The sequence below is a fragment of the Shewanella sp. 0m-6 genome (assembly GCF_052977325.1).
On the sequence record NZ_JBRIMD010000014.1, the window covers coordinates 113,391 to 120,517 of the forward strand.

7 protein-coding genes are annotated in these 7,127 nt (G+C 43.7%); 2 read left to right on the forward strand and 5 right to left on the reverse strand.

Annotation, left to right across the window (positions count from 1 at the left end; genetic code table 11):
• Positions 1–2: 2 nt before the first annotated feature.
• From mnmH to ACVBJC_RS12515, 3 genes are all read right to left on the reverse strand, one after another.
• Positions 3–1,100 (reverse strand): tRNA 2-selenouridine(34) synthase MnmH, encoded by a 1,098-nt coding sequence (mnmH, locus tag ACVBJC_RS12505; protein WP_447161094.1) that lies wholly within the window; start codon positions 1,098–1,100, stop codon positions 3–5.
• Positions 1,100–2,140: a selenide, water dikinase SelD gene (gene selD / locus ACVBJC_RS12510; RefSeq protein WP_447161095.1), complete on the reverse strand. Its 1,041-nt coding sequence runs from the start codon at positions 2,138–2,140 to the stop codon at positions 1,100–1,102. The genes mnmH and selD overlap by 1 nt, the downstream gene beginning before the upstream one ends.
• A 192-nt stretch (positions 2,141–2,332) precedes the next feature.
• Positions 2,333–3,439: a fatty acid desaturase gene (locus ACVBJC_RS12515; protein ID WP_447161096.1), complete on the reverse strand. Its 1,107-nt coding sequence runs from the start codon at positions 3,437–3,439 to the stop codon at positions 2,333–2,335.
• A gap of 140 nt (positions 3,440–3,579) precedes the next feature.
• Here ACVBJC_RS12515 and fabR point away from each other — a divergent pair, with 140 nt between their 5' ends.
• Positions 3,580–4,194: an HTH-type transcriptional repressor FabR gene (fabR, locus tag ACVBJC_RS12520; protein ID WP_447161097.1), complete on the forward strand. Its 615-nt coding sequence runs from the start codon at positions 3,580–3,582 to the stop codon at positions 4,192–4,194.
• A 74-nt stretch (positions 4,195–4,268) separates the two neighbouring features.
• Here the strand turns inward: fabR and trmA are convergent, their stop codons facing one another.
• Positions 4,269–5,366, reverse strand: a complete 1,098-nt coding sequence (trmA, locus tag ACVBJC_RS12525) for a tRNA (uridine(54)-C5)-methyltransferase TrmA (RefSeq protein WP_447161098.1) — start codon at positions 5,364–5,366, stop codon at positions 4,269–4,271.
• 192 nt (positions 5,367–5,558) lie between these two features.
• Here trmA and murI point away from each other — a divergent pair, with 192 nt between their 5' ends.
• Complete coding sequence (murI, locus tag ACVBJC_RS12530; RefSeq protein ID WP_447161099.1) at positions 5,559–6,365, forward strand: glutamate racemase; 807 nt, start codon at positions 5,559–5,561, stop codon at positions 6,363–6,365.
• A gap of 12 nt (positions 6,366–6,377) precedes the next feature.
• On the opposite strand, the gene ACVBJC_RS12535 is transcribed toward murI, so the two are convergent.
• Positions 6,378–6,833: an RNA recognition motif domain-containing protein gene (locus tag ACVBJC_RS12535; RefSeq protein WP_447161100.1), complete on the reverse strand. Its 456-nt coding sequence runs from the start codon at positions 6,831–6,833 to the stop codon at positions 6,378–6,380.
• Positions 6,834–7,127: the final 294 nt, after the last annotated feature.

A 7,127-nucleotide genomic window follows, 5' to 3' on the forward strand; every position in this document is an offset into this window, starting at 1 on the left:
CGTTATTGGTTATCTAGCCACTGGTGCATAGCCTGATGATCACCCTTAAAGATAATTCGGTCGGCTTTTTTGTCGATTTGATATTGGTACATAGGGTCGTAGTATTTTACCAGTAGCATTTCAATCCACTCTAAGTGCGCACTGGTATCATTTTGACTCGTCTGAATAGTTAGCGCGTTAGTGATTATTGCTTGAAACTCATCATGCTGCTTGTTACCTAGGCGTTTTTTGATGCCGGTAATGCTCTGCGCTAGGTATTGGGCAAATGCCTCAAGGCCTTCTTCTTCACCCAGTCTTTGAATATAACCAGAATGCATCTTGTGCACGTATTCATTAAGAAGACGTGTCAGTCTTGCATCTAAAGATTCCTCTAGGACCAATACTCCAGCAGCTTGCATCCCTGCGTAAAAAGCTTGGGGCAAGGCTGAACGACCAATTAGGTAGCTCTCGTCCTCAAGTAGTAAATGCTTGGCATCACTGTCTTGGTGCTTTAATAGCGCGACAGCGAGTGCGTTCTCAAAGTTTATCTGGCTTGGTTGTGCTTCATGATAGCGACCAAAGCTAGAGCCACGATGGTGAGCAAGCCCTTCTAGATCGACGGCTTCTTTCCGCTTTAGTAGAAAATCTGTTTTACCACTACCGGTGATCCCACTAAGGATCCACATTGGCTTCACGTTTGGCGCATCATCGATGGTTTCAATGAGAAACTGACGCATCGCTTTGTAACCCCCTTCGATAAAGGGGATATCTAGGCCTGCTTCTTTTAACCATTGTTGAGTTAACTGAGAACGGAGGCCGCCACGAAAGCAATAAAGGTAGCCACCTGGGTTCTTGCTGAAAAAGTCTAGCCAAGCATCGACTCTTTGCTGCTTTATGTCACCATGAACCAGTGAATGACCGAGTTTGATCGCAGCTTCTTGGCCACGTTCTTTATAGCAAGTACCCACCTTTTTACGCTCTTCATCCTCCATTAATGGGTGATTAATACTGGCAGGAAAGGCACCTTTCTCAAACTCTACGGGTGCGCGCGCATCCATTATTGGATGATCGTTAACGAGTATTCGGCGATATTCGCTTGCACGCACTTTATTGAGTGACATTAAATAAGCTCCACGGTTGTAGCCGTATTCTTTTCAATTAACTGACCAATGCAAATGGGTTCAATACCATTTTCGGTAAGCAGATTTTTTAAGACCGCCTCGCCATCGGCAGCAACAGCAATAAGTAATCCGCCACTGGTTTGTGGGTCACAGATAATCGCTTTTTGCTCATCAGTGAGTGTCGGTAAGTGTTCACCGTAACTGTCGAAGTTTCTGTGAGTGCCGCCTGGAATGCAGCCTAACTCTAGGTAGTGGCGTGCATTAGGTAATAAAGGCAGTAAGCTCACGTCAATCTTGGCATGTAAGTCTGCACCATGACACATCTCTAGTAGATGGCCTGCTAACCCGAATCCCGTGACATCAGTTAGCGCGTTAACCTGCGGGATCTTAGCGATTTTAGGGCCAAGGATATTCAGCTGGCACATGGCTTCTGCCGCAGTATTTAAATCGGCATCCGCTAGCTTCTTCTGCTTCTGTGCTGTGGTCAAAATGCCAATACCTAAAGGCTTAGTCAGATAAAGTTTATCGCCCGCTTTTGCTGTATCGTTTTGCTTAAGCTCTTCTAGTGGGATTTGGCCGGTTACGGCTAGACCAAAAATAGGCTCCGGTGAATCGATACTATGGCCTCCGGCCAGCATGATACCTGCATCGGCGCAGGCTTTTCGGCCGCCATCAACGACCTTCTGTGCCACTTCTGCGGGTAGTTTATTCACTGGCCAGCCTAAAATCGCAATGGCCATCATAGGTGTGCCGCCCATGGCGTAGATATCACTGATGGCATTTGTCGCAGCGATACGACCAAATGTAAATGGGTCGTCGACTATCGGCATAAAGAAGTCAGTGGTACTGATAATGCCTGTGGTCTCATTTAACTTATAGACGGCGGCATCATCTCGGGTTTGGTTACCCACCAGTAGGTTAGGGTCGTCAAAAACAGGCAGTTGGGTGGCGAGTATCGTGCCGAGCACTTTGGGTGATATTTTGCAGCCGCAACCGGCGCCGTGACTATACTCGGTAAGTTTGATTTCTGAATCTGACATGAGCTTAAAACGCCCTGAAAATGGTAAGTAGCCGATCATAATAGACCCATAACCGAGGGACTTCAATCGACCTCAAGCACAAGTTGAGACTTGAACCTTATCCTGAAGGGCGATACTTGCTGTGTTTAGCAAAACGAGAGCCGTAAAAATAAAAAAAGCCGCATTGATAGCGGCTTTCTATTTGCATTGAATTTAGCTAAAGCTTGCAGTCAAACTGTGCCAGCTTTTTTGTTGCTGCTTAAAGCGTAACTTTAGTTCTTTTACTTGGCTAAGTAGTTGCTTATCAGCAAGCTGTTTACGCTTGGCTTCAATCAAGGTTTTCTTGGCGTCGTAATACTCTGCAAGGTGAGTTTTTAGTGTTTCGTATTCAGCTTGCAGTTTGTCGATGATCTCTTCGCTATTAGGCAAATGAGCCACCTTATTTTGAGTACGCTTTAGTTGCATTTGCAAACGGGCGTGTTCAATACGTTCCTGTGGTACAACGCGACGGTTTGTAGCTAAACCTATCGAGGCTAATCCGTTTATCAACCATTTAGTTGGATCGTATTGCCACCAGTGAATACCATTACGATAATCATTTTCGAAAATATGATGATAATTATGATAACCCTCACCGTAGGTTAGGAGTGCTAAGAAGCCATTATCTCGAGCGGTGTTCTTATCGGTATAGGGTTGAGAACCCCAAATATGGGCTAACGAGTTAATGAAGAAGGTGCAGTGGTGTACAACCACTAAGCGCAGCAGTCCGGCTAACAATAACATGCCAAGGATATCGCCGTTCAGCCAACCCAATAAAATAGGTAAGCCAAAGTTCATTATAAGTAAGAGCGGTAGATAATACTTATGTTGCCACATCACGACTTTATCGTTTTGTAGATCGCGAACGTTTTTATAGTCATGGTAGCGTTGCGATTGGTATTCACGCAGCATCCAGCCAATATGGCTGTACCAAAATCCCATTTTTGCTGAATAGGGATCTTTATCGTTGTTATCTACATGCTTATGGTGCACTCGGTGGTCAGAAGACCAGTGTAAAGCACTATTTTGCAGGGCTAATGCGCCACCAAGAGCATACAGGAACCGTACCGAAGCATGAGCTTTATAAGTACGGTGTGACCAGAGTCTATGATAGCCGCCTGTGATTGACAGGCCACTTGCAAAAGCGAGGACCACGAAGGCGATCCATTCAATGGCATCAAAGCCATAAGCGATACCGTACCAAGGCACGAATATTACAGCGCAGGCAAATGTGATGGTAAATAGACTCACATTCATCCAGATGAGGGGAGGTTTTTTCATTATAGTTTTAAATCTCTTGTTGAGCGTACATCTGTACGCTAATTTAACTTGGATAGTGACATGGGTCAAGTTTGTAGATGCTGCGTTTTGTGTTAAAAAGCGGTATTATTTAAGGAATAATTTTCGTAAGTAGGTTCAACATGGGCATTAGAGCACAACAAAAAGAAAAGACTCGGCGAGCACTTGTCGATGCGGCGTTTAATCAATTAAGCGCCGAACGTAGCTTTTCTAGTCTGAGTCTGCGCGAAGTCGCCCGTGAGGCCAATATTGCTCCAACATCGTTTTATCGCCACTTTAAAGATATGAACGAACTGGGTTTAACTATGGTAGATGAAGGTGGTTTAACCCTGAGGCAGATGATGCGTAAAGGGCGCCAACGTGCTGAAGCCGGTGGTAGCGTTATTCGCATTTCGGTTGAAACCTTCATGGAAGTACTAGAGTCCAATCCAAACGTATTTCGTATTTTACTGCACGAGCGTTCGGGGACATCAGCTCCTTTTAGAGGAGCGGTTGCCCGTGAAATAGAGCACTTCATTTCTGAGTTAACTCATTACACTGAAGCGACAGCTAATCGCTCGCCAGAATTAGCGCATGCGCAGGCTGAAGCGTTAGTGACTTTGGTATTTAATGCGGGGGCCGCAGCATTAGATATGAAGCGAGCAGATCGTAAGATATTAGCTGACAGATTAGTGATACAACTGCGTATGGTGGCGAAAGGTTCTGAGGCACTGCAAAATAAGAAAGAACAGAAATAATGCGTTAGTGACGTAAACAACAACGGCATCCTAGGGATGCCGTTGTTGTTTAGAGCAAGTGTGTCAGTTGAAGGTTATTTCTTTTCAAGAAAAACACCTGACTCCATATGGTCGGTATATGGGAACTGGTCAAACAGTGCAAAGCGAGTGATCTTATGGGTTTTACTCAGTTCAGCTAAGTTTTCGATTAAGGTATGTGGATTACACGAGATATAAACAATCCGCTCGTAACCTTGTACCAGTTTTACAGTGTCAGCGTCTAAGCCTGCACGCGGTGGGTCAACGAAAATGGTATTGCAGTTATAGCTGTCTAAATCGATACCTTCTAAACGTCTAAAGCTACGCTTCTTGGCCATCGCTTCAGTAAAGTCTTCAGCCGACATTCGGATAATCTGCAGGTTTTCGACCTGATTGGCCAGGATGTTGTATTGTGCAGACTCAACCGATGGCTTTGCCAGTTCAGTTGCAAGTACGCGATCGAAATTTTGTGCCAGCGCAATGGAAAAATTACCATTACCACAGTAAAGCTCTAGTAGATCGCCAGTACTGTTTTTAGTGACATCAATAGCCCATTCCAGCATCTTAACTGATACTTTACCATTAGGTTGAGTGAAGCTGTTTTCAATCTGATGGTACTGTAGTTGCTTACCAGCAACCATGAGAGACTCAATCACGTAGTCTTTATCGAAGATGATTTTTTGCTTACGTGCACGTCCGATTAAGTTAACGTTAAACTGAGTACTTAGCGTTTGCTTTAATATCTTAGCTTGCTGCTCCCATTCGCTATCTAGCTGCTTGTGATAAAGCAAAGATACTAAGATTTCACCGCTAAGGGTCGATAAGAAATCAATTTGGAATAAACGATGACGCAAAATAGTATTCGGCTTTAATAGCTCGACTAAGGCTGGCATCATTTTGTTGATAAGTTCACTCGCAGGCAGGAACTGGTCGCAACGGACTTTACTATCAAGTTCCTTATCGAACATATAGTAGTAAAGATCTTCACCTTCATGCCAAACTCTAAACTCTGCACGCATACGGTAATGAGCTGGCTCTGAGCTGAATGCTTCTAGTTCTGGGGTATCAAAATCAGCAAATAACTGGGTTAACTTGACGCGCTTTGCTTCGAGTTGCACATCATAGGTTGTAGGATCCATTGCTGCTAAATTCATATCTTGATCACCGTTGGCATTAATTAGGGGCGGAATATTATACTAGATAGCTGGGATGTCCAGTTTCTGGCTTCCGATTTTATCTAGGTTGTGGGAAAATTCTAAAGCAATATAGCTAATCCTGCCGCAAGTGAGACATTACTGCAGGTTCATTTATATATATCGAAATATTTTTTATAGCGGAGAATGTTTGTGTCAGGACCTATTCTTATTTTTGACTCAGGGATTGGTGGTCTATCTATCTTTGATGAGATCAAAAAAGTATTACCCGACCAAGGCTATTGCTATCTATTCGATAATGCTCGCTTGCCTTACGGCGAACTTGAAGAGACGGTATTAATTAATGGCTGTGTAGATCTGATTTGTGAACAGGTAAAACGAACCGATGCAGTACTGGTTGTCGTTGCGTGTAACTCTGCCAGTACCTTAGTGTTGCCGGGATTAAGAGCTAGGCTCTCGATCCCTATCGTTGGGGTTGTACCAGCAATCAAACCCGCAGCGCAAATTTCAAAGGCTCACCATATAGGTTTGCTAGCGACCCCTGGTACGATTAAGCGTTCTTATACAAGAGAGTTAATTGAAGAGTTTGCCGGTGATTGTAAGGTCGACTTATTTGGGTCATCGGAACTTGTCATGTTGGCTGAAGCAAAACTAGCAGGCGAAACAGTTGACTTAATTAAGTTAGCGTCACAGCTTAAACCGATTCAATTATCGAATTTAGATACCTTAGTCTTAGGTTGCACACATTTCCCAATCTTAGCAGCTGAAATTCAGTCGGTGCTAGGTAAAGGAGTTACTTTGCTTGATTCAGGTAAAGCTGTAGCACAAAGGGTGCGTTACTTATTAAGTGAAGTCGATAGTGGTGATGCTGCAGAGCAACAAGATAAGGTGTGGGAGGCAATCTATACAACTGAAGATATAGCGGTAGGGCTAACAACCCGATTAGCTGAAAAAGGATTCACTACAATAGTGTCACGCTCTTCAACTAATCTAGGTTAGCTATAACACCTGTTATGCGTTGTCGCTCTTATCTGAATCTTGTGATTTAGCTTCGCGCACTTTCAATGTTCTTTCTTGGAAGTCGAACTCATTAAGTTTAGTCATGGCTTTCTTAGCACCAGCCTCTGACATTTCAATGAATCCAAATCCTTTACGGCGCCCTGTTTTACGATCGCGAACTAAGCGAACAGAGTTTACTGGGCCGAATTCGCCGAATAACGCCTTTACTTCACCCTCATGTACTCTATAAGGAAGGTTACCTACATATAGTGTCATAGTCGGACCGCTATATGGTTCGTTGCTGTCAGTTGTTGAGGCAGGCGTTTTAGATTGAAGAGAAAAAATAACGCTCGCGATGATGGCACCAGTAAAGAAAGCAATGGCACCGTTTAGATCGGGTGCGATCTGAAAAATAGCGAGTGCACCTATAATGGCTACGGCCAAGACGATCAAGAATGACTTCTGCATAAATATAATCTCTAAAGAATAAATGAATTGATAACTAACTGTTAATAACCTGACTATGGTAATGAATTATTAGCCAATACTCTAGTGTGTTGCTGAAAAAATGAACTTTATCTGCAAGCTAGTGCAAAATTGGTGCAGATTTAAACAGCGAAAGCGTGATAAATGAGCGATAAATCGTGCGTTGTTGAAAAGATAAGCATGCGAACAAATTCTTTATAAAAAGCACTTGCGCTCTTTTCGAATCTCCCTATAATGCGACCCCACTGACACGGTGAAGCAGGCAACTAGCCAAGC